General features: G+C 64.5%; 19 protein-coding genes and 1 tRNA gene. 6 read left to right on the top strand and 14 right to left on the bottom strand.

The features are described from left to right. Window positions 1-26: 26 nt before the first annotated feature. The 4 genes from PD284_RS07210 to PD284_RS07195 all read right to left on the bottom strand — a co-directional run bounded on the left by PD284_RS07210 (window position 27) and on the right by PD284_RS07195 (window position 1,998). Window positions 27-617, bottom strand: a complete 591-nt coding sequence (locus PD284_RS07210) for a GNAT family N-acetyltransferase (RefSeq protein WP_274627535.1) — start codon at window positions 615-617, stop codon at window positions 27-29. A 128-nt stretch (window positions 618-745) separates the two neighbouring features. After that, entirely contained in the window at window positions 746-1,015 is a 270-nt protein-coding gene (gene rpmA / locus PD284_RS07205) for a 50S ribosomal protein L27 (RefSeq protein WP_274627534.1), read from the bottom strand. Between the two features lie 26 nt (window positions 1,016-1,041). Beyond that, entirely contained in the window at window positions 1,042-1,653 is a 612-nt protein-coding gene (gene rplU / locus PD284_RS07200; protein WP_274627533.1) for a 50S ribosomal protein L21, read from the bottom strand. Window positions 1,654-1,743: 90 nt separating this feature from the next. Beyond that, window positions 1,744-1,998: a hypothetical protein gene (locus PD284_RS07195; protein WP_274627532.1), complete on the bottom strand. Its 255-nt coding sequence runs from the start codon at window positions 1,996-1,998 to the stop codon at window positions 1,744-1,746. Window positions 1,999-2,100: 102 nt separating this feature from the next. Here PD284_RS07195 and PD284_RS07190 point away from each other — a divergent pair. From PD284_RS07190 to PD284_RS07180, 3 genes are all read left to right on the top strand, one after another. Beyond that, window positions 2,101-2,190: transfer RNA gene (locus PD284_RS07190), tRNA-Ser, on the top strand. Window positions 2,191-2,396: 206 nt separating this feature from the next. Continuing rightward, window positions 2,397-3,542: a hypothetical protein gene (locus tag PD284_RS07185; protein ID WP_274627531.1), complete on the top strand. Its 1,146-nt coding sequence runs from the start codon at window positions 2,397-2,399 to the stop codon at window positions 3,540-3,542. A 331-nt stretch (window positions 3,543-3,873) separates the two neighbouring features. Continuing rightward, window positions 3,874-5,469: an ABC transporter substrate-binding protein gene (locus PD284_RS07180; protein ID WP_274627530.1), complete on the top strand. Its 1,596-nt coding sequence runs from the start codon at window positions 3,874-3,876 to the stop codon at window positions 5,467-5,469. 109 nt (window positions 5,470-5,578) lie between these two features. Here PD284_RS07180 and PD284_RS26875 read toward each other — a convergent pair whose 3' ends face one another. Genes PD284_RS26875 through PD284_RS07165 form a run of 4 tightly spaced genes read right to left on the bottom strand, consistent with a single transcriptional unit; the run spans window position 5,579 to window position 9,412 of the window. Then, entirely contained in the window at window positions 5,579-6,568 is a 990-nt protein-coding gene (locus PD284_RS26875) for an ABC transporter ATP-binding protein (RefSeq protein WP_338036638.1), read from the bottom strand. Further along, on the bottom strand, window positions 6,565-7,536 hold the full coding sequence (locus PD284_RS26870) for an ABC transporter ATP-binding protein (RefSeq protein ID WP_338036637.1): 972 nt from the start codon (window positions 7,534-7,536) through the stop codon (window positions 6,565-6,567). The genes PD284_RS26875 and PD284_RS26870 overlap by 4 nt, the downstream gene beginning before the upstream one ends. Next, a complete protein-coding gene (locus tag PD284_RS07170; protein WP_411956183.1) occupies window positions 7,533-8,405 on the bottom strand; it encodes an ABC transporter permease in 873 nt (290 codons plus the stop codon). The genes PD284_RS26870 and PD284_RS07170 overlap by 4 nt, the downstream gene beginning before the upstream one ends. Next, complete coding sequence (locus PD284_RS07165) at window positions 8,402-9,412, bottom strand: ABC transporter permease (RefSeq protein ID WP_274627529.1); 1,011 nt, start codon at window positions 9,410-9,412, stop codon at window positions 8,402-8,404. The genes PD284_RS07170 and PD284_RS07165 overlap by 4 nt, the downstream gene beginning before the upstream one ends. Before the next feature lie 279 nt (window positions 9,413-9,691). Between PD284_RS07165 and PD284_RS07160 the strand changes: the two genes are divergently transcribed. After that, complete coding sequence (locus PD284_RS07160) at window positions 9,692-10,099, top strand: rhodanese-like domain-containing protein (protein WP_274627528.1); 408 nt, start codon at window positions 9,692-9,694, stop codon at window positions 10,097-10,099. 60 nt (window positions 10,100-10,159) lie between these two features. Here PD284_RS07160 and PD284_RS07155 read toward each other — a convergent pair whose 3' ends face one another. The 4 genes from PD284_RS07155 to PD284_RS07140 all read right to left on the bottom strand — a co-directional run bounded on the left by PD284_RS07155 (window position 10,160) and on the right by PD284_RS07140 (window position 16,120). Next, complete coding sequence (locus PD284_RS07155) at window positions 10,160-11,710, bottom strand: SpoVR family protein (RefSeq protein ID WP_274627527.1); 1,551 nt, start codon at window positions 11,708-11,710, stop codon at window positions 10,160-10,162. A gap of 11 nt (window positions 11,711-11,721) precedes the next feature. After that, window positions 11,722-13,032, bottom strand: a complete 1,311-nt coding sequence (locus tag PD284_RS07150; protein WP_274627526.1) for a YeaH/YhbH family protein — start codon at window positions 13,030-13,032, stop codon at window positions 11,722-11,724. Between the two features lie 19 nt (window positions 13,033-13,051). Continuing rightward, entirely contained in the window at window positions 13,052-15,001 is a 1,950-nt protein-coding gene (locus PD284_RS07145; protein WP_274627525.1) for a PrkA family serine protein kinase, read from the bottom strand. Between the two features lie 375 nt (window positions 15,002-15,376). Beyond that, entirely contained in the window at window positions 15,377-16,120 is a 744-nt protein-coding gene (locus tag PD284_RS07140) for a L,D-transpeptidase (RefSeq protein ID WP_274627524.1), read from the bottom strand. Window positions 16,121-16,299: 179 nt separating this feature from the next. Here PD284_RS07140 and PD284_RS07135 point away from each other — a divergent pair, with 179 nt between their 5' ends. Then, entirely contained in the window at window positions 16,300-16,914 is a 615-nt protein-coding gene (locus tag PD284_RS07135; RefSeq protein ID WP_411956255.1) for a DsbA family protein, read from the top strand. Window positions 16,915-16,938: 24 nt separating this feature from the next. After that, window positions 16,939-17,619, top strand: a complete 681-nt coding sequence (locus PD284_RS07130; protein ID WP_274627522.1) for a L,D-transpeptidase — start codon at window positions 16,939-16,941, stop codon at window positions 17,617-17,619. An 18-nt stretch (window positions 17,620-17,637) separates the two neighbouring features. Here PD284_RS07130 and PD284_RS07125 read toward each other — a convergent pair whose 3' ends face one another. Next, window positions 17,638-19,002, bottom strand: a complete 1,365-nt coding sequence (locus tag PD284_RS07125; RefSeq protein WP_274627521.1) for an ATP-binding protein — start codon at window positions 19,000-19,002, stop codon at window positions 17,638-17,640. Next, window positions 19,002-19,664 carry a response regulator gene (locus PD284_RS07120; protein WP_274627520.1) on the bottom strand — a complete coding sequence of 221 codons (663 nt, stop codon included), beginning with the start codon at window positions 19,662-19,664 and terminating at the stop codon, window positions 19,002-19,004. Before PD284_RS07120 ends, PD284_RS07125 begins: the two co-directional genes overlap by 1 nt.

Raw genomic sequence — 19,664 nt, 5'->3', positions numbered from 1 at the left:
CACCTGCCGCCGGCCTTCAGCCGCAGCTATAGCCGCGCCCAGTTGCGCAGGCTGGTCCAGGCCTTGCGGTCGAGCCGGTAGCGCTCGACCGGAACCCGGCCGGCGACGATCGAATCGATCATCCCCTGCCCGGCATACTGGAACCCGCACTTGTGGACGACGCGCCGCGATGCCGGATTGATGACCCGGCAGGCGACGTGCAGCACATGGATCGAGGTCGCCCGGAAGGCGAGATCGACCAGCGCGTGCGCCGCCTCGGTGGCGTAGCCCTTGTTCCAGTATGGTTCGCCGACCCAGTAGCCCAGTTCGAGGCCGCGCTCGGTAGCGCTCAGCCCGGCGCAACCGACCAGTTCGCCCGAGCCCGCCAGGGTAAGCGCGTAGACCGCGCCGGCCTGGCTCGGGCGCGACGCCATGGCGACGAACGCACGGGCTTCCGCCTCGCCATAGGGATGCGGCATGCGGGCCACCATCTCGGCGATCGCGCGATTGTCCGCCAGTTCGGCCAGCGCCGCGACGTCGCCCTCGTGCGGCGGGCGCATGACCATGCGCTCCGTCTTCAGGATCGGACGTTCGATCCGCAGACTTTCGTCTTCGGTGTCTTCCGTTTCGGCAACCATGTGATCCTCCAGTCAAAGAAAAATAAAAAGGGGAGATGGCGACCCATCTCCCCTGATCCTTTCCTGGATTCTTCGCTCCAGACACCGGTTCCCGAGATGGGGCGCCGGTGTTGAAGTGCGGATACCGGCTACTCCGCTGCGTCCATGATCGGATTGACCGATACGTAGGTTCGGCCGTTGGCTTTCTTGCTGAATGCGACTGCGCCGTGCTCGAGCGCAAAAAGCGTATGGTCCTTGCCCATGCCGACATTGACGCCGGGGTGCCACTTGGTGCCGCGTTGACGGATAAGGATGTTGCCCGCGAGAACCTTCTCGCCGCCGAACTTCTTCACGCCGAGGCGCTTGGATTCGGAATCACGACCGTTGCGCGATGAACCGCCAGCTTTCTTGTGTGCCATAGGATTACTCCTTCAGTCCTCGAACGTTACTCTTTATCCGCCGCAGCGGCTTCCTGGTCAACCTTGGCGCGCGGCGGCTTACCGGCCAGGAGTTCCTTGGCCTGCTCGACCCACTCTTCGCGCTCGATGCGGCCGCCGAGGCTCAGTTCCTCATCAAGCTTGGCGATGTCGGCCTTCTTCAGCTTCGAGATCGCCTTCAGCGTGCCGAAGCCCGCTTCCGTCATCTTTTCCTTCAGCACCTCGCCGATGCCGCCGATCAGCGCGATGTCGTCGACGACATCCGCCTTCACGGCCTTCGTCGCCGCCTTCTTCGAAGGCTTGGCGCCGCCCGTGAGGATCTCGGTGATCCTGACGGTCGTCAGCAGCTGCCGGTGGCCGCGCTTGCGGCGCGAATTCTGCCGGCGGCGCTTCTTGAAGGCGATGACCTTCTCGCCACGGCCCTGCTCCACCACTTCCGCGGTGACCAGCGCGCCATCGACGAACGGAACGCCGACGGTTGCCTGGTCGCCCTCGCCGAAAGCGAGAACCTGGCCGAATTCCACGATGTCGCCGACATTGCCGGCGACCTTCTCGACCTTCAGGAGGTCGTTGGCGGCGACGCGATACTGCTTGCCGCCCGTTTTGATGACTGCGAACATTTTTTACCTTTCGCTGTTCGGTCGGCCTTGTTGGAACGCACTGGGCGGTCCGGGCCGTCTTTTTGTCAGTCGTACGGGTTTCTACAAAAATCAAAGCGGCGCGGATTCCTCCACGCCGTGGTGCGGGTCACTACCCGAAGCCGCAAAGCCAGTCAAGGCAAGGATCGCCCAGCGGTAGCGGAAACTTGTCACCGCTACAATGTCGAGCAGCGGTTGCGCACGAAGCATGTCCACCCCGGCTGCCCCATGCATGCCAGCCCTCGCCGACCGGATCACGTCGATCGGATGAAACAGACGGCGTGCTGCGCGACCCGCAGCAAACCGCACCGCGGCGATGCGGCGCATGCGACTTGGATTCTGCTGTTGAATTTTCCCGAGAATGGCCTTGTCGGTCGACAGATCAACCGTTATGTACTGCGCCGCGCCGGCCAGGCGACCACGCCCCGCGGAGAGGTGGCAGAGTGGTTGAATGCACCGCACTCGAAATGCGGCATACTCGCAAGGGTATCGGGGGTTCGAATCCCTCCCTCTCCGCCAGTCGGCTCTCGTAGAGAATTGTAATCTCTGCATTTTTCCGGACGTTTGTTGTTCCCTGCTGCGATCGCAACTGATGCGGCGTGCCTCGCATCGTGCAAAATTGACGGGGCCAATTGGCGCCAATGGCGCCTGCGCCCGCGCACACTCCCCACGTTTGACACGTGCACGGGCAACTGCTCTCCTGGCCGCGGCTTGGGGAGGGAACAATGGCGGTCATCAGAGCATACGCACCCACGGACATGATCCATGGGCAGCTGCCGAGCGGTTACGTCACGAGAGCAACCTCGTCCGAAGTCGTCATCTCGGACGGCAACGCGGAGACCTCTATCCGCGGCCATGGGTTCACCTACGCCGGAAGCTACGTTACCGGCGGCATCGTGACGAGCTACGTTGTTACCTATGGCGGAGCCGTCGCGTTCGAAGGCCACGGTTTCAATGCCCACGCGCCGATCGTGGCGGAGGAAATCCTCACCAGAGATCCGGTCGGCCTGTTCTCCTATGCCCTGGCCGGCAACGATGACATCTACGGGTCCGCCTACAGCGACCGGCTCGCTGGCTATGCGGGGGATGACTGGTTTGATCCATGGTCGGGCGACGATGATGTTTACGGCGGAGCCGGCTTCGATACGGTCTATCTCAGCGGCAGCCTTGGCGACTATCAGATCACCCCGGCCGCCCCGGGCGTTTTTCATGTTGTCGACGTGAACCTGTCCAACGGCAGCGAAGGATATGACATCCTCTACGACGTCGAGGCTCTCCACTTTGCAAACGGAACTTCCGTGCTCTTGTCGGATTTTGCGCCAAGGCCGGCATGGCATCAGCTGTCCTCCAACGTCGAGATTGTCGCCGCGACCTATCAGTTCTTCCTCGGCTGGGTCCCGAATTCAGGCGGATTTGCCTACCTCATCTCCTCCCCGGACAACCAGGCTGATCTCTCCGACGCCTACTATGCGCACTTCAACACCGAGAACCGCTATATCAACTTCGCGAGCAATCTCGGGACGGCCGGCGATGGAAAGTCGTGGTTCGATGCCGAATTCGGCTCGTTGAGCTTCGAGCAGGCCGTAGCGCTCGCCTATGAAGAGATCATGGGAAAGCCGCTGACCGGCGGAGCCTACAACTTCTTCATGAACGCTCATGGCTTCTATGAGGATGTCGCGGAGCAACGCGTTGTTCGGCCCGGCGTCGACCTTGACGATGCAACCAAGATCGTCGCCATCGGCTCGGTCCTGAACGAAGCCGTCAAAAGCGGTCTTGGCCCCTATGCAGAAGCGATCGATGAACTGCTCGCAGACGTCTATCCCGATGGACAATCGATGATGCTGGGACAGGATCTGTTCGCGTTCGTTTAGCCACAGCTGGCGGACGCGAACTGGTCGAGAAGAGTTTGATCGCGCCTGACGTCTCGTCGGATCATCGCTGTCCGCGCGCCGTGTGCATACCGGGCGCTCTCCTCATTGCCCGCCTCGCTACCAAAAAGACACTCTTTGCGTCGAGAAGAACGAACGCGAGGTTCCATCAGAGATCGGCGGGAAAGCGCCGGGGAACCCTTCAAACTTGCGCCTTGATTGGATGGACTTTCCATGATCTGGGCGTGGAACCTCCTGCCTTCGCGCGGCGCGAAGACACCTGAATGGCGGTCCGGGGACCACACACGAAAATTCCAGAAGGAAAAAGCTCGACATGAACAGACGTGATCTTCTTGCCGGCTTCGCGGCTCTGACGGCAGCGTCCGCCCTGCCCGCAAGCTGGGCCCGCGCTCAGTCGCGAGAGGAGAGCATCCGCGTGCTCAGCGAGGGCGCCGCCAACTCCTTCGATTCCTTCTCAGTCGGCGTCAATCGCAACTCGATCCAGGTCAGCTGGAACGTCTACGACCGCCTGGTCACCTTCGCCTACAAGCCGCGCGAGGATGGCACGCCCTACTACGACTATTTCGACATTCAGGGGCAGTTGGCCGAGAGCTACGAGGTCGCCGACGACAAGAAGTCCATTACCTTCCACTTGCGCAAGGACGCCGTGTTCCATGACGGCTCGCCGGTGACGGCCGAGGACGTCAAGTGGTCGCTCGACCGCGTCGTGGCGAGCCCCGTCGGCAAGGCGCAGTTCCAGACCGGCTCGATGACCGATCCCGCCCAATTCGTCGTCGTCGACGCCCAGACCGTGCGCATCGACCTACCCCAGCCCGACCGCTTCGCGCTGCCCAACTTCGCGCTGACCTATCCGATAATCGTCAACTCCAGGCTCGCCAAGCAGCACGCAACCGAGGCCGATCCGTTCGCCATGGAGTGGCTGAAGACCAACGCCGCCGGCGGCGGGGCCTTCAGGATCGAGAACGCGGCGATGGGCGAGCGCATCCTGTTCTCGCGTTTCGACGAGTGGAAGAGCGGCCCGCTGCCGCAGATCAGGCGGGTGCTCTGGCAGACCGTGCCGGCGGCGGAATCGCGCATCGCGTCGCTGGTCCGCAAGGACGCCGACATCGTCCAGGACATCCCGCCGAAAGACGCCGTCGCGCTGGACGCCAATCCTGACATCAAGGTCGTCGGCGTGCCGACCTCGAGCTTCCAGTTCATCGGCATGAACGGCGATATTGCGCCCTTCGACGACGTGCGCGTGCGCCAGGCGATCGCCTATGCGCTGCCCTATGACGATATGTTCAAGGCGGCGCTCTTCGGCCGTGGCGAACCCCTCTTCGGAGGCCAGCCGGGCGAGCCGACCACCACCCGCTTCCCGCAGCCACTGGGCTACTCTACCAACCTGGAGAAGGCGAAGGCGCTGCTGGCGGAGGCGGGCCACGCAGAGGGTTTCGCGACCACCTTCTCCTACGAACTGTCCCTCGCCTCGATCGCCGAGCCGGTCGCGCTGCTGCTGCAGGAGGCGCTCGGCAAAGTCGGCATCAAGGTGGAGATCGAGAAGGTTCCGGCCGGTCAGCTTGGAACCCTCCTCCAGGACAAGAAGGTTCCCTTCTATTTCGAGGGTTCGATCTCCTATCTCGCCGACCCGGACTATTTCTTCCGCATCTTCTATCACGGCGACACGCGCTGGAACTTCGGCTCCTACAAGAACCCCGAGTTTGCCTCCCTCGTCGAAAAGACCCGCTACGAGACAGATCAGGCCGTCTATGACGCCGATGTCAGCCGCATGATCACGCTGGTCAAGCAGGACATCCCGATCATCCTGCTGTGGCATCCGGCGCTCGACACGGGAATGCAGAAGAACATCGAAGGCTACAGCTTCGCCTTCCATCGCCAGCTCGAAATGAAGACGCTGTCTCGGACCTGAATCTGGGCCGCCGGCGACTTAGTCGCCGCACGCAACAACACACCCCGCCTCGACCAGGCGGGGTTCCGCGCTTTTCGGCGCCGGGCGAGCGAGGTTCGGCGCGGCCGTCTCAACCGTGCGGGAAATGGCAGCGAAGCTCGCGCCCGTCCGCCTCGTCGACGAGCAGCGGCGCCACCTGCCGGCAGCGGTCCTGCTGGCGCCCGCAGCGGCCATAGAAGCGGCACATGGTGGGCGACGGATTGACCGGGCTTTGCGGCTCGCCGGGGAGTTTTATGCGTTCGCGCTTTCCCTCCCGCAGCGTGGGAATGGCGGAGATGAGCGCCCGCGTGTAGGGATGGCGGGGATCACCGAAGAGCTGCTTGGTCGTCCCGCTTTCCACGATCTGCCCGAGATACATGACGAGGATGCGCTCGCAAAGCAGCCGCACCACGTTGAGGTCGTGGCTGACGAACAACAGCGCCACCCCGGCCTCGCGGCGCAGCCGGTCGAGCAGTTGCAGCACGGTCGCCTGCAGAGAAACGTCCAGCGCCGAGGTCGGCTCGTCCAGCACAAGCAGTTTCGGCTCGACCGCCATCGCGCGGGCGATGCCGACGCGCGCCTTCTGGCCCGCGGAGAGCTGGTGGGGATACCGCGTGAGCAGCGCCAGCGGCAGACGGACCGCATCAGCCGCCGCCTCGACCCTGGCCTGCAGCTCCCCGCGACCGGCTGGAGGCATCAGCTGGCGAATCGGATCGGCAATCAGGTCGAAGGCCGTGAAGCGCGGGTTCAGGCTCTCCGTCGGATCCTGGAACACCATCTGGATCTCGCGCCGCAGCGGCGACTTGGTGAAGCTGGAGGTCTTCAGACCTGTCACGTCGCGCCCGTTCATCCGGATGCGACCGGCGGTCGGATCGACCAGCCGCGAAACGACGCGCGCGAGCGTCGACTTCCCGCAGCCCGATTCGCCGACGAGACCCACGGCCTCCCCGGGATGGATCTCGAGGCTGACATCGTCCACCGCGTGCAGCGCCTGCGCCAGCCGCCGCCAAAACGGCCCGCGCGTCGTCAGTTCGAAGCGCTTTTCGACATTCTCCACCTCGATGACCGGCGTCTCGTTCATAGCGGGTTTCGGCAAGCTACAAGATGGAAGGGGCCGGCGGGTTCGAGCGTCAGCGGTGCGGCGTCGCAGGCCGGCAGTCGCCGCTCGCAGCGCTCGGCAAAGCGACACGGCGGCAGATCGTTGCGGCTGAGATCGGGCATGGAGCCTGCGATTGCCTGCAGTTCACAGAGGTCATCCGCCATCGACGGCACGCTTCTCATCAGCTTCGTCGTGTAGGGGTGCCTTGGATGTGCGAAAAGCTCGGCCACCCCCGCCGTTTCGACGACATGCCCGGCATGCATCACCACGATCCTGTCGCAATATTCCGCGGCGAGCGCGAGGTCGTGGGTGATGATCAGGGCGCCCAGGTTGCGTTCGCGCGCCAGGTCGCGGATCAGGTCCATGATGACCGCCTGCGTGGTGACATCGAGGCTGGTGGTCGGCTCGTCGGCGATCAACAGCTTTGGGGAGCAGGAGAGCGCCATTGCGATGCCGATGCGCTGGCACATGCCGCTGGACAGCTCGAACGGATAGGCCCTGGCGCGTGTCTCGGGGTCGGGGATGCGCACCTGCCGTAGCGCGTCGAGCACCCTGGCGCGGATGGCGGCCGCGGCAGCGGGAACATGGCGGGCGATGACGTCGCCGATCTGTTCGCCGGCCGTGCGGATGGGGTTGAGCGCCGTGCGCGGATTCTGGAAGATGATCGATGCTTCGCCGCCGCGCCAGCCATCGCGCTCGCGTTCGCCCATGGCGAGCAGGTTGCGCCCCTCGAAGAGGATCTCCCCCGATGTGATCTCGGCCGCCTTGTCGAGGATGCCCATGATGGCGGAGGCGGTGACCGACTTGCCGGAGCCGGACTCGCCGACCACGCCGACGATCTCGCCGGGCTCGACGTCGAAGGACACGCGGTCGAGCACCGCCACGGCGCCACTGCGGGTGCGGAAATCGACCGACAGGTCTTTGACGGAGAGCAATGGCGCGGCGCTCATGTGCGCATCCTCGGGTCCAGCATGTCCCGTAGTGCGTCGCCGAGCAGATTGAAGGCGAAAACCGCGGTCATCAGGGTGAGGCCGGGGAACAGCGCGATCCACCATTCCCCCGAAGCGATGAAGCGGGCGCCGTCCGCGACCATGATCCCCCATTCCGGCGTCGGCGGCCGCACGCCGAGCCCGAGGAAGGAAAGCCCGGCGGCGTTCAGCACCGCCCAGCCGAGGTTGACCGACGCCTGGATGACCAGGGGCGAAAGGATGTTGGGCAGGAGGAACACCAACAGGATCCGCGCATGGCTGGAACCGCCGACCCGGGCCGCTTCCACATAGCCGAGATTGCGGCGCACGTTCACCTCGGCGCGCGCCAGCCGGATGTAGAAGGGCAGGTTGACGATGGCCGTGGCGTAGATGACGTTCATCACCGTGTTGCCGAGTGCGGCCACCAGCGCCATTGCCAGCACGAACAGCGGGAACGCCATCAGCACGTCCACGACCCGGCTCGCCGTGGCGTCGAGCGCGCCGCCGAAATAGCCGATAACGGCGCCGATCGCCGAGCCGACGGCACAGGAGATCAGCACCGCGCCAAGCGCGATTCCTAGATCGAGCCGAGTCGCAACCAGCACTCGCGAAAACACGTCGCGGCCCAGTTGATCAGTGCCGAACCAGTAGCGGGCCGACGGCGCCTGGAGGGCGTCGGAGGCATTCGTGGCCAGCGGGTCGTGCGGCGCCAGCAACGGCCCGAACAAGGCCGCGAGCACCAGCAGGCCGAACAGGGCGAAAGCCAGCAGATTCACGGGGTTTTCGGCAAGCGCATAGCGCATCGCGCGCAGCCGCTCGCGCATCGTCAAGGACAGGACGCCGGATGTCATTTCAGCCCTGCCCGCGGGTCGATCGCCGCAATGGCGAGATCCGCGACGAGGTTCACCAGGAGGAAGATGCCCGCCATCAGGAGCATGAAACCCTGCAGCGGCGCGTAGTCGAGCGAGATCAGGCTGTCGAGCGCGAAAGCGCCGATGCCCGGCCAGGCGAACACGCGCTCGACCAGCACGTTGGCGCCGAGCATGTAGGAAAAGGTCATGGCGAGTGTCGTCACCAGCGGCAGCATGGCGTTGCGGAAGGCGTAGGTGAAGATCACCGTGCGCCGCCTGAGGCCGTTCGCCCGCGCCGTCCGCACGAACTCGCTCGACAGCGCCCCCAGCATGGCGGCGCGCGTCATGCGCGCCAGCGGCGCCAGTGCGAACAGCGCCATGGTGACGCCCGGCAGGACGAGCTGGCGCAGCGCCGCCCAGAAAGTTTCGAGGTCGCTCGCGATCAGCGCATCGACGGTGATCAGCCGCGTGATTGCGGGCGGATTGACGAGGAACGGGTCCAGCCTGCCGATCGGCTCGGGAGCGACGCCAAGCAGGTAATAGAACAGGTAGATGAGCAGCAGGCCGGTCACGAAGGTCGGCATCGACACGCCGAGCGTCGCGATGAGACGGCAGGCATGGTCGATGGCCGAGCCCGGACGCAGCGCGGCGAGCACGCCGAGCGGAATGGCCACCGCGATTGCAAGGATGAAGGCGAAGATGGTCAGTTCTGCGGAGGCCGGAAGCCGGTTCATCAATTCGGTCGATACCGGCAGGCCCGTCGAGATGGACTTGCCCAGATCGCCGTGAAGCAGGGAGCCGAGATAGATCAGGAACTGCTCGGGCAACGACTTGTCCAGCCCCAGCGACTGGCGGACCTGTTCGATGTCGGCGGCCGTCATCGACGGGTTGGAGGCGAAAAAGACCGCCGGGTCGCCGGGCAGCACCCTGGTCAGCAAGAAGGTCGCCAGCACCACGCCGAAAAGCGTCGGGATGGCGCCGAGCAGACGCCACAGAACCTTGCTCATCGTCGCGGCCAGTCTCCAATCAATGAACTGCGATCGGTCATCTTCAGCCTGCGCCTGCCCCGTTCCGGATCCGGCATCGGCAAGCCAGCTCCGAAGCGAGGTCGTATTGTCGCCGCACGGCGGCGGCGTCAGCCTCGGCCAGCAAGCCATGTGCCGTCGCAATACCGCGTCCCGGCTGCAAGCTCATCCTGTGGACCGGATGGCGTTCGTCGGTCAAGAAGCGCTAATTGGGATATGTCGCCCGGCGCGATGCATGATGGAAGACAAGGAGAGACCTGAATGCCTTCGAAGATCACACAGGGTTACAAGGCGATGCTCGAAGCGGCCAACGCCGCCGTCCGCGGGCTGGCGCCCGAAGAGGCTGTGGCGCTGAAGGGCCGCGACGATGTTGTCTTCGTCGACCTGCGCGACCCCCGCGAGCTGACGCGCGAGGGCAAGATCCCCGGGGCGTTCCACTGCACGCGCGGCATGCTCGAATTCTGGATCGATCCCGAAAGCCCCTATGCCAAGCCGATCTTCCAGGAGGACAAGACCTTCGTGTTCTACTGCGCGTCTGGCTGGCGCTCGGCACTGGCGGCGAAGACTGCGCAGGACATGGGACTCGCTCCCGTCGCCCACGTCGCCGGTGGCTTCACCGCGTGGCGCAATGCCGGTGGCGACGTCGAGAAGGTCGAGCCGCGCGGCTGACGCGCATTCCGGAGCGCGACTGTTCAGGGTCGCGCCCTCCCCTTGGCCGGTCCGCCTCGTTCAGGCTTCGATCTGGCTGGTCGAGCGTTCGTAGACCCTGGCGCCCGTCTCCGCATCCACCCCCAGCAGGCTGACCTCGTAGCCCCACAGCTTGCGGATGTGGCGCAGTGTCGCGTCGCGGCTCTCCTCCTGCAGCACGATGCCGTTCTTGACGGTGTGCTGCAGCCGGAGCTGGCGGTCGCCCAGAAGATCCAGATCCACCACCTGGATGTCCAGCCGGCTCGCTCCAACGTCGTAGCTGTCGGCCAGCGCCGACCGGATCTTCTCGTAGCCGCGCTCATTGTGGATCGACGCAACCTCGTAGTGCGGCTCGTTGGCTGCGTCAGCCAGGACGAACAGCCGCCACTTCCGGATCAGCGCCGGGCTGAGGAACTGGCGGACGAAAGACTCGTCACGGTGGTTGGCCCAGGCGTCGAGCAGCGTTTCCCGCCAGTTGCCGTTGCCCGCGATGTCGGGAAACCAGTCGCGGTCCTCCGCCGTCGGGTTCGTCGAGATGCGCTGGATGTCCTGCATCATGTCCAGGCCCAGCGCGTAGGGGTTGATGCCGGAATAGCGCGGATCGTCGAAACCCGGCTGGAAGATGACGTTCGAATGGTTCTGCAGGATCTGGAGCATCGCGCCTTCATCGAGCTTGCCCCGGTCGTAGAGCGCGTTGACGATGGTGTAGTGCACGAAGGTGGCGCAGCCCTCGTTCATCACCTGGGTCTGCCGCTGCGGGTAGAAATACTGGGCGACCACGCGGACGATCCGGAGGATCTCGCGCTGCCACGGCTCCAGGATAAGGCTGTTCTTCTCCAGGAAGTAGAGGAGGTTCTCCTCGGGCAGGTTGAGCGTCTTCTTGCGCTCTGCCGCCTCGCGGTCGAGCTGGCCGGATTTTTCCGCCTCCTTCAAACGCGGCAGTGTTCGCCACAGATCATTATAGGAACGCCCCTCGTATTCCAGGCGCTCGCGGACGATTTCGCGTTGCCTCTCTGGGCTGAGCCGCGGCGGACGGCGGTACTTGAAGACGCCCTGCTCCATCAGCGCGTGCGCCGCGTCGAGGATGGACTCCACCGCGGCGACGCCGTGCTGCTCCTCGCAGCGCGCGATGTAGCGCTTTGCGAAGTCGAGATAGCCGAGGATTGCGCCGGCATCCGTCCACTGCCGGAACAGATAGTTGTTCTTGAAGAAATGGTTGTGGCCGAGAGCCGCGTGCGCGGTCACCAGAGCCTGCAGGGCCGCGGTGTTCTCCTCCATCAGGTAGACGATGCACGGATTGGAATTGATGACGATCTCGTAGGCGAGCCCGCGGCCGCCTTTGCGGTACATCAACTCGTGATAGACGAAATGCTTGCCGAACGACCAGTGATTGTACATCAGCGGCATGCCGACGGAGGAATAGGCGTCGAGCATCTGCTCGGACGAGATGATCTCCATCTGCACGGGATAGATGTCGAGGTGCAGTTCCTCCCTGCCGACCGCCTCGACGGCTTCGTAGATGCGCGACAGGGTGCCGAAATTCCAGTCGGAGCCGGAAAACAGCAGGCCGGATTTGCTCGCTTGACCAGCCATCCGGATCGCCCTCAGCCGCTCTTCTGCACGGACGCCTGCTTGGTGAAAAGCTGGCGAAAGACCGGATAGATGTCGCCCGCCTTGGCGATGCGCGCCATCTGGAAATTCGACCATTTCACGTCGACGGCGCTGTAGGCCCGCCAGAGTGAGGTCCCGTTCTCGGTCGATCCGAAGATATGGCTCTCGCGCTCGTCGATGATCTCGACATAGGCGAAGTACTGGCACATGCGCATGATCTCGCCGTCGAGAAGGGCAATGCAGCGCTCCGAATCGTTGGCGAAGTTGTCGCCATCGGAGGCCTGGGCCGCGTAGATGTTCCATTCCCGGCTTGGATACCGCTCGTTGATTATGCGCTGCATCTCTTCCAGCGCGGTGGAGACGATCGTTCCGCCGCTCTGCGTGCTGTAGAAGAACGTGTCCTCGTCCACCTCCTGCGCCTCGTGGGTGTGGCGGATGAAGACGATCTCGGTGCGGTCATACCGACGCTTGAGAAACAGGTGGAGCAGTACGAAGAACCGCTTCGCCATGTCCTTCTCGCGCTCGCCCATGGAGCCGGAGACGTCCATCAGGCAGAACATCACGGCATTGGCATTGGGGATTGGCTGGGCTTCGAAGCGGTTGAAGCGGATGTCCACCGGATCGACATAGGCGATCACCCTGCGGCGTCGCTTCAGCCGCTCGACCTCTTCGCGCAACACGGTGAGGCGCTCTGGCGCCGCGGGACCGGGCGGAGCCGCCTCGAGCTCGGCAATTTCCCGTTCGAGCGCTTCCACCTCCTCCCGCTTGGGACGCCGCAGCGCGATGCGGCGGCCGAAGCTGTTGCGCATGGTGCGGCCGACATTGATGTTGGTCGGCGTGCCCGTCGCGGTGAATCCCGCCCGGCGCGGCTTGAAGGCAAGAATCTCCTTGAGATTGAGCTTGACCATGTCGGGCAACTCGAGATCCTCGAAGAAGAGGTCGAGCACCTCCTCCCGCGAAAGCACGAAGCGGAAATCGTCCTCCGAGGGCTGGCGAGAGGGGCCGCCGCGGCCAGCCTCCCCTTCCCCTGGCTTGGGGATGCGGTCTCCGGTTCCGAATTGCTTGTTGCCCGGAAGGATGTGCTGTCGTCGACCGCTGTCCCGGGCCGCATCGAAGCTCGGCTCGCTGGTGCCGCGCCGGGGCATCGAAACGGAGTGCTCGGCGTCCACATCGGCGATCTTGCCGGTGCGGATCTGGTCCCGGATGGTCCGCTTCAGCTCCTCGCGCGCGCGCCGCAGAAAGCGCTGACGGTTGTCGAGGCTCTTGTCCTTCGGATTCAGTCTGCGATCGATGAATGTCGGCATGGCGGCCCCGATTCCGGCCTCAGCCAGCCTTGTTCACCCGCATGTACCAGTCCACCAGCCGCCGCACCTGCCGCTCGGTGTAGCCGCGTTTCACCATGCGCTGCACGAATTCCGTGTGACGCTTTTCCGTCACGCTATCCTGCTTGGAGCCGAAGCTGATGACGGGCAGCAGGTCCTCGACCTGGCCGAACATCCGCTTCTCGATCACCTCACGCAGCTTCTCGTAGCTCGTCCAGGACGGGTTGCGACCGTGATTCTTGGCGCGCGCCCGCAGCGTGAACTTGACCACCTCGTTGCGGAAATCCTTCGGGTTGGCGATTCCGGCCGGCTTCTCGATCTGCGACAGTTCCGTGTCGAGAACCGAGCGGTTCAGGATCTGGCCGGTGTCGGGATCCTTGTAGTCCTGATCCTCGATCCAGGCGTCGGCATAGGCGATGTAGCGGTCGAACAGGTTCTGGCCGTACTCGCTGTAGGATTCCAGATAGGCCTTCTGGATCTCGTGGCCGATGAACTCCGCGTATCGGGAAGCCAGCTCCGACTTGATGAAGTTGAGATAGGCCGCCTCGGTTTCCTTCGGAAACTGCTCGCGCTTGATCGCCTCCTCAAGGATGTACATCAGGTGCACCGGATCGGCGGCCACCTCATTGGTGTCGTAGTTGAACGTCTGCGACAGGATCTTGAAGGCGAAGCGGGTGCTGACCCCGGTCATGCCTTCGTCCACGCCTGCGGCGTCGCGGTACTCCTGGACCGACTTCGCCTTGGGGTCGACGTCCTTCAGGTTCTCGCCGTCATAGGCCCGCATCTTGGTGTAGAGCGGCGAGTTGTCGTGCTCGTGGAGGCGGGTCGACACGGTGAAGCGGCTGAGGATGTCCAGCACCTCCGGAGCGCACGGGCTGTCGGCCAGTTCGCTTTCCCGCAACAGTTTCTCGTAGATCTGCCGTTCCTCGGTGACCCGCAGGCAATACGGCACCTTGACCACCAGGATGCGGTCGAGGAACGCCTCGTTGTTCTTGTTGTTCTTGAACTGTAGCCATTCCGACTCGTTGGAATGGGCCACGATGATGCCCTGGTAGGGGAACGCTCCAAAGCTCTCGGTACCGTTGTAGCTGCCTTCCTGGGTGGCCGTGAGCAGGGGATGCAGCACCTTGATCGGGGCCTTGAACATCTCGACGAACTCCAGCAGGCCCTGGGTCGTCCGGTTCAGTCCTCCGCTGTAGGAGTAGGCGTCCGGATCGTTCTGGCTGAAGTTCTCGAGCTTGCGGATGTCGACCTTGCCGACCAGCGCGGAAACGTCCTGATTGTTCTCGTCGCCGGGCTCGGTCTTGGCGATGGCGATCTGGCGCAGTCTCGACGGCATCAGCCTGACGACGCTGAATTTTGAGATGTCGCCGGACAATTCGTCGAGCCGTTTCGCGGCCCATGGCGATATCAGGCCGTTCAGCCGGCGGCGGGCGATGCCGTATTTCTCCTCCAGCAGGTCCCCCATGCGGTCGGGATGGAAGAGCCCCAGCGGGGACTCGAAGACCGGGCTTATCTCCTTCCCGACCTTCAGCGTGTAGATCGGCCGCTTCTCCATCAGCTTCTTCAGCCGTTCGGCGAGCGACGACTTGCCGCCGCCGACCGGGCCGAGGAGATAGAGGATCTGCTTGCGCTCCTCGAGGCCCTGCGAGGCATAGCGGAAATAGCCGACGATGCGCTCGATCGTGTCTTCCATGCCATAGAAGTCGGCAAAGGAGGCGTATGTCTTGATCGTCCTGTTCGCAAAGATGCGGCCGAATCGCTCGTCCTTGCTTGTGTCGATCAGCGTAGGCTCGCCGATCGCAGCCACCATGCGCTCGGGCGCCGATGCATACATCGACTTGTCCTCGGCGCAGGCTAGCAGATATTGCTGGAGGCTCATCTCCTCGTGGGCCGTATCGGTATATATCTCCGAAAACAGGCCAAAGACGTCGGATGCTTTCTCAGGCATGATACCCTCGCGCCCTAGTCGATCCGGCATGTGCCGGTGTGTCTTCAACTTAGTGAACGGCGTAGTGGTTCCTTCACATCCCGGAGAACATAGCCTCGCCTCCAACCTCCCACGCGAAGCCAACCTCCGGTGATCAGTCTCCAACCCTCACTTTCCATGAGGGTGATTCGAAACATACCACACCACGACCATCACGCCCGCTCGAAAACGATCAGCGAAAGAGCATCCGGGACGTAGTGTGGTATTTTCGCCCGAGCGAGCCCGGCGATCCGGGTGTGTCGGTCGGGCCTTCACCCAAGATACGATCTGGGCCCGTCACAGGGTTTCAGTTGTCGGGCGATTTCCAGCAAGGAATTCGACCGGTCGGCTGCCGCGTCATGCGAAGGACTGCTGCTGCCCCATCAGCGGATCGGGAATCACGATGATGGTGCTTCCGTCGCGAACCGCTCCGTGAAGATGAATGATGTCCTGATTGAGCAGGCGGATGCAGCCTGAGGACACCGCCTTGCCGATCGAATGCGCCTCTGGAGAACCGTGCACGCGATAGAGCGTGTCGCGTCCATCCTTGTGAATGTAGAGGGACCTTGCACCGAGCGGATTGTTGAGGCCGGGCGGCATGCCCCCGTTGAGTATCGAATAGGGCTCCAGCTGCGGCTGGCGCGCGACCATCTCGTCCGGCGGCGTCCATACCGGCCACTCGCGCTTGTAGGCGACGATGGCGCGACCGGACCAGGAAAAGCCGTCCCTGCCGACGCCGATGCCGTAGCGCACCGCCCGTTGCCCGGGCTGCACATGGTAGAGGTGTTTGTTGGGCGTATCGACGATCAGCGTGCCGGGCGCCTCGGACGTCGGATAGTCGACCTCCTGGCGCCAGAATTTCTGGTCCACCTTCGAGACGTCGACCTCCGGGATGGGGAAACGCTCGTTCGGCATGGCGTAGTACATTGGCGGCGTCTCGGGAACCGGGGGCCTTTTGGAGGGTGCCGGCGCGGTCGGCATGGCCTGGCGGGCCGTCGTGCACCCGGACAGGGCGAGAGCGGCTGCTCCAAGGAGCAATCCCCGGCGGCTGACGCCGCCACCGGTCGTTGCGGTCTGATGATTGTGGCTGGCGTCGGACATGAATCTTTCCAGGCTTTCAGGCATGCGGCCCAAAACACCACTCGACCTTAAGGCTGGCTTAAGGTCGCCGGGGCCGATGCCTTCAACTCATCGTCATCGAAGGGGTACGAATGTTCATCGAGAGACCGGCCGAAGGAAACGCGCTCCGCGAGGCTGCGCCCGCGCACGCCTGCGGAATCGTGACACGGCGCGCCCTGATCGGAGGCGTCATGGCCGGAGCGCTGGTCGGCCTCGCGCCGTCGGCGAGCGCCGACGATGTGAGCCGCGAGATGATCCTCAACGATCCGGCTGCGCCGACCAGCGGTAACCCCAAGGGCGACGTCACCATCGTCAGCTTCTTCGATTACAACTGCCCCTTCTGCAAGCAGGCCATGGCGCCGCTTGCCAGTGTCATGAAGTCGGACGGGAACATCCGGCTCGTCTATAAGGACTGGCCGATCCTCACCGAGGCCTCGGTCTACGGCGCGAAGGCCGCGTTGGCGGCCCACTACCAGGGCAAGTACGAGGCGGTCCACGAAGCCCTCATGAGCATCGAGGGTCGACGCGTTGGCGAGGAGCGGATGCGTCAAGCCATCGAGGCCTCGGGCGTCGACATGACCCGGCTCGAGGGCGACGCCAAGAAGCACGACGCGGAGATCACGGCGCTGATCCGCCGCAACGGCGCGCAGGCCGATGCGCTTGGTCTGCAGGGCACGCCCGTCTATCTCATCGGACCCTTCATGGTCGCCTCCGCGCTCGATGAAATGGGCTTCCGCCAGGTCGTCAAGGACGCCCGCGAAAGCGTCCAGCAGTAATTCTCCTCCGAAATCGAGACTCCGATGCCAATGTCCCGGCCCGAGACCGGCCCCCTCGCGCGTCTTCTCGCGACCTCCCTCGTCTGCCTCACGATCGCGGGCTGCGCCACGTCCGGCCCGCCGCCCAACTCAGCCAATGCAGGCGCAAGCGCGCCTGCGTTGGCGCTTGTCGAAAAACGCAAGACACCGCCCCGCCAGGAGAAGTTTCCGGTTCCCGACGTCGACATGGGCCGCATACCGAAGCAGTTTCACAAGCAGACCGTCGACTATCCGACCGCCGAGCCGGTCGGCACGGTCATCGTCGATCCAGGCAGCCGGTTTCTCTATCTCGTCCAGCCGGGCGGCAAGGCTCTGCGCTACGGTGTGGGCGTGGGCGCAGCCGGACGCGCCTTCTCGGGCACGGCCGACCTCGCCTACAAGCGCGAATGGCCGCGCTGGACCCCCACGCCGAACATGATCAAGCGCAATCCCGAGCGCTACGGCAAGCACGCCGGCGGCGTCGACGGCGGCCCCGGCAACCCGATGGGCGCGCGCGCGCTCTATCTGTTCCAGGACGGCGTCGACACGCTCTACCGCATCCACGGCACGAACGAACCGTCGAGCATCGGCAAGGCGGTGTCGGCTGGCTGCATCCGCATGCTGAACCAGGATGTGATCGACCTCTACGACCGCGTCGGCAAGGGCGCGAAGGTCATCGTCAAGTGAGGCTTCGACGCCCTGCCCCTATGCGGCAGCGGCGTCGAATGTGAGCCGGACGCGCAGGCCTTGGGGCGTGCGGTTGGCGATGGCGAGATTGCCGCCGCAGCGCTTCATGACGGTTTCGACGATGGCCAGCCCCAGGCCGCTGCCGGTCTCCAGCCGGCTGCGGCCGCGATAGAAGCGTTCGGTCGCGTGCGCGAGTTCCTCGTCGCTCATGCCCGGGCCTTCGTCTTCGATGATGACGGCAACCGTCTCCTCGTTTCGCGCGAGGCAAATCCTTACCGTCGTGCCGGGGGGCGCATGGTGGATGGCGTTCTCGACCACGTTGCGCACGGCCATTCCGACGAAGACCGGCTCAGCCACGATCCTCGGCCGATCACAATTCGCCAGATCGATCGAGACAGCGCGGACATCGGCAAGCGCTTTCAGGCCGGACGCCGCACCCGCAAGGACGCCGTGCAGGTCGACTTCCTTCCTTTCCGGCCATGTGTCCGCCGCATCCACCGAGGCGAGGTCGAGGAGTTGGCGCGCCAGCCGCGCCGACCGGTCGACGCCGCTGGCGATCTGGGCCAGCGCGTGGGCCTTGGTGTCCGCATCGTCGCTGGCAAGGGCGATCTGGGCCTGCGTCTTGATGCCGGCAAGCGGCGTCTTCAGCTCATGGGCGGCGAAGGCCGTAAAACTCCGCTCGCGCTGCCGCGCGTCGTCCACGCGCCGGAACAGGCCATTGAGCGCGTGGAGCGCGGGCGCAATCTCGGTGGGCGCATCGGCGGCCACGATGGGCCGCAGGTCGTCCGCGGACCGCCCCGACAGCGCCTCCGCCATGCGATCCAGGGGAGACAGCCCGCGGCGGACACTGAACCAGATGAGCGCTCCGGCAAACGGAACTATGAGGGCGAGCGGCAGCAGCAGGCCCTTGATGACGTCGTTGACCAGCCCGTCGCGGATCTGGAGATTGTCGCCCACCAGAACCTGGACGCCGAGCGCGGCGTTCTCGACCGCGTAGACGCGCCATGTCTCCCCGTCGATGACCGTGTCCGAGAAGCCGTTTGGTGTCTGGGACAGCCGTTGCTCAGGTGCGCTTTCCGACCGCCCCACGAGAGCGCCCGAAAGCGACCAGATCTGGCAGGACAGCTGGTGGTTGTAGGAGGGGTCGTCGGCAAGCGGAGCCGGCTTGAACGGAGGCGAGGCCGTTGCAGCGGCCATCGCCACCTCGACCCGATGATCGGTGATCAGCGAGTTGACCATCCGCGCCGCCTCCTTCAGCCGCGCGTCCAGCACCCTCTCCACCTCGGCCTGCGTGTTCGTGTAGATCCACACGGCGGCGGAGAGCCAGACCGCGCCGGTCGTCGCAAGCAGGATGGCGAGGAGCCGTGCGCGTATCGACTTCATCAGATCTCGGTCCCGACCCGGTAGCCCACGCCGCGCACCGTCTCCACGACGCCCGGCCCGATCTTGCTGCGCAGGTGGTGGATGTGGACTTCCACCGCATTGCTCTCGACGCCTTCCTGCCAGCCGTAAAGGGCCTCTTCGAGCGCCGACTTGCCGAGGACGGTCCCGGGCCGCTCCATCAATGCTCTCAACAAAGTGAACTCGCGCCGCGTCAGCGGAACCGTCCGCCCGTCGCGGCGAACCGTCAATGTGGCCGGATCGAGCGTCACGTCGGCCCATTGCAGGACGGAGGAGGCCCGGCCGGAGCCCCGCCGAAGGATCGCCCGCACGCGCGCGGCCAGCTCGTCGAGGTCGAAGGGCTTGCCCAGATAGTCGTCCGCGCCGGCATCGAGGCCCGCGATCCGATCCGCGATCTGGTCGCGTGCGGTGAGCAGGAGGATCGGCGTCGGGTCTTTCAGGCGTCGTCGCTCCGCCAGCAGGTCGAGACCCGAGCCGTCGGGGAGCATGACGTCGAGGACCACCGCGTCGTACTCGCTCGCCCGCAGGGCCGCATCGGCATCGCCGCACGTCGCCACCGCGTCCGGAATGAAGCCGGCGAGTTTCAGGCCCACCGACAATCCGTCGCGCAAGATGGGGTCGTCCTCGACAATCAGTACACGCAT

It is taken from the genome of Mesorhizobium shangrilense (genome assembly GCF_028826155.1).
Classification (GTDB): Bacteria; Pseudomonadota; Alphaproteobacteria; order Rhizobiales; family Rhizobiaceae; genus Arvimicrobium; species Arvimicrobium flavum.
The sequence above is the reverse complement of the archived record's forward strand: the minus strand, read 5'-3'. Positions and strand labels throughout refer to the sequence as shown.

What these genes read in the sequence shown, in the direction of transcription:
- PD284_RS07170 (WP_411956183.1), bottom strand. Translation starts at nt 8,405, where the DNA reads ATGACATCCGGCGTCCTGTCCTTGACGATGCGCGAGCGGCTGCGCGCG.
- PD284_RS07125 (WP_274627521.1), bottom strand. Translation starts at nt 19,002, where the DNA reads ATGAAGTCGATACGCGCACGGCTCCTCGCCATCCTGCTTGCGACGACC.
- PD284_RS07150 (WP_274627526.1), bottom strand. Translation starts at nt 13,032, where the DNA reads ATGCCGACATTCATCGATCGCAGACTGAATCCGAAGGACAAGAGCCTC.
- rplU (WP_274627533.1), bottom strand. Translation starts at nt 1,653, where the DNA reads ATGTTCGCAGTCATCAAAACGGGCGGCAAGCAGTATCGCGTCGCCGCC.
- PD284_RS07160 (WP_274627528.1), top strand. Translation starts at nt 9,692, where the DNA reads ATGCCTTCGAAGATCACACAGGGTTACAAGGCGATGCTCGAAGCGGCC.
- PD284_RS07120 (WP_274627520.1), bottom strand. Translation starts at nt 19,664, where the DNA reads ATGCGTGTACTGATTGTCGAGGACGACCCCATCTTGCGCGACGGATTG.
- PD284_RS26870 (WP_338036637.1), bottom strand. Translation starts at nt 7,536, where the DNA reads ATGAGCGCCGCGCCATTGCTCTCCGTCAAAGACCTGTCGGTCGATTTC.
- PD284_RS07210 (WP_274627535.1), bottom strand. Translation starts at nt 617, where the DNA reads ATGGTTGCCGAAACGGAAGACACCGAAGACGAAAGTCTGCGGATCGAA.
- PD284_RS07140 (WP_274627524.1), bottom strand. Translation starts at nt 16,120, where the DNA reads ATGTCCGACGCCAGCCACAATCATCAGACCGCAACGACCGGTGGCGGC.
- PD284_RS07185 (WP_274627531.1), top strand. Translation starts at nt 2,397, where the DNA reads ATGGCGGTCATCAGAGCATACGCACCCACGGACATGATCCATGGGCAG.
- PD284_RS07155 (WP_274627527.1), bottom strand. Translation starts at nt 11,710, where the DNA reads ATGGCTGGTCAAGCGAGCAAATCCGGCCTGCTGTTTTCCGGCTCCGAC.
- PD284_RS07180 (WP_274627530.1), top strand. Translation starts at nt 3,874, where the DNA reads ATGAACAGACGTGATCTTCTTGCCGGCTTCGCGGCTCTGACGGCAGCG.
- PD284_RS07165 (WP_274627529.1), bottom strand. Translation starts at nt 9,412, where the DNA reads ATGAGCAAGGTTCTGTGGCGTCTGCTCGGCGCCATCCCGACGCTTTTC.
- PD284_RS07130 (WP_274627522.1), top strand. Translation starts at nt 16,939, where the DNA reads ATGCCAATGTCCCGGCCCGAGACCGGCCCCCTCGCGCGTCTTCTCGCG.
- PD284_RS07195 (WP_274627532.1), bottom strand. Translation starts at nt 1,998, where the DNA reads ATGCGCCGCATCGCCGCGGTGCGGTTTGCTGCGGGTCGCGCAGCACGC.
- rpmA (WP_274627534.1), bottom strand. Translation starts at nt 1,015, where the DNA reads ATGGCACACAAGAAAGCTGGCGGTTCATCGCGCAACGGTCGTGATTCC.
- PD284_RS26875 (WP_338036638.1), bottom strand. Translation starts at nt 6,568, where the DNA reads ATGAACGAGACGCCGGTCATCGAGGTGGAGAATGTCGAAAAGCGCTTC.
- PD284_RS07145 (WP_274627525.1), bottom strand. Translation starts at nt 15,001, where the DNA reads ATGCCTGAGAAAGCATCCGACGTCTTTGGCCTGTTTTCGGAGATATAT.